The 1414-nt window shown below is 31.7% G+C and carries 1 protein-coding gene; it reads left to right on the top strand.

The window, feature by feature from the left end:
• The first annotated feature begins 317 nt into the window (after positions 1-317).
• A complete protein-coding gene (locus ACZ76X_RS28960; protein ID WP_479852476.1) occupies positions 318-1247 on the top strand; it encodes a DMT family transporter in 930 nt (309 codons plus the stop codon).
• Positions 1248-1414 lie beyond the last annotated feature (167 nt).

The following is a 1414-nucleotide window of genomic DNA, read 5'->3' on the forward strand; positions in this document are numbered from 1 at the left end:
GATTCATATATTTAATAATCCTAAAGAGGGAAGAGAATGAAATAGAAATAGTTCCAAATGAATGTTGGACGATGATTGGATAAAGAGGTATAAAGTAATACGTTTGAATATTAGCCGAAGGTAGGTATTACCTTTTATATGAATTGAGTTGTAGCGTGACTAAAAATATTTTACTTTTTATATGAAACCGTTATGTAGAAAATAGCTATTCAGTTGTTTTTTCACATAACGTTTTTTCGTTTTTAAAGGATTTCACGTAAGAAAAAATCTATAATTAAGATAGTTAACATATATTTTTTGATGGGTGTGGGGGGATTATGAAAGAAATATGCATGTTATTAGCGGCTGTTATGTTATGGGGCACAGCCATTGCACCAACAAAGTGGGCATTAGAATCTATTCAGCCATTTACTTTGTTGTTTATTCGCCTTTTCTTCGCTGGTGGAATCTGCTTACTATTTTCATTTAAACAATTAAAAAGGTCAGTTGTACATAAACAAGTGCCATGGAAAAGGATGAGTTTACTGTCTTTTACTGGTGTAGCTGGTTACTTTATGTTCACATCCTACGGGATTTCTTTAACAAGTGGATTGCATGTTAGTATTATTGATGCTGCGTTACCTTTAGTTACAATTCTTTTTTCAGCATTCTTTTTGAAAGAGAAAATTCAGCTTAATTATTGGATCGGTATTGTACTCGGGGCTGCTGGTGTACTTCTTATTACAATCCCATCTAGTAATGGCGATCAAGAAGTATCTTTAATAGGAGATGCCCTTATTTTATTAAGTACTTTCTTATTTGGTTTCTATACAGTATTACTGAAAAGGCCAAAACAAGAACAGTATCTATCAAACGAGGTTTTTACAACATTAACCTTAATTATTGGAGCTGTTATTCTATTACCATTTGCAATGGTAGAAACTTTTTATTACGGTTTTCCAAAGGTTGAAACATGGAAGGCGGGACTAAGTGTCGTATATCTTGTTATTGGGGCAACAATTTTAGCGTACTGGCTTTGGAATAGAGCATTAGAGACAGTCTCGGCATCAGTAAGTGGATTATATTTAAATGCCTTACCGTTAATAAGTATTGTTGCTTCAATTGTTCTATTAAATGAATTTTTAACATGGAGAATAGTAATAGGCGGTAGCTTAGTTTTATTTGGAGTGATATGGGCAGATAAACGTAAGTTAATTGATTTATTTATGTCGGGCAATCGAAATGTTAAAGAGAATGAAGAATGTTAAAGTTTATAAGGGTATGTATATAATGTTTAAAGAAAAGGATGTCTTGTGTGTAATAGGGTGTTCTTTTCTTTATTTCATTGAAATAGAGAAAGGTGAAACGAATAATGAAAATACCTTTAAAATTATTTTTATTATTAATTAAATAAAAGGTGTTGACGATTAGAGTA

The sequence above is a fragment of the Bacillus sp. BC05(2025) genome (genome assembly GCF_056725905.1).

Bases quoted from the DNA above. Each gene is read 5' to 3' on its own strand.
- ACZ76X_RS28960 (WP_479852476.1), top strand. From the start codon at position 318: ATGAAAGAAATATGCATGTTATTAGCGGCTGTTATGTTATGGGGCACA.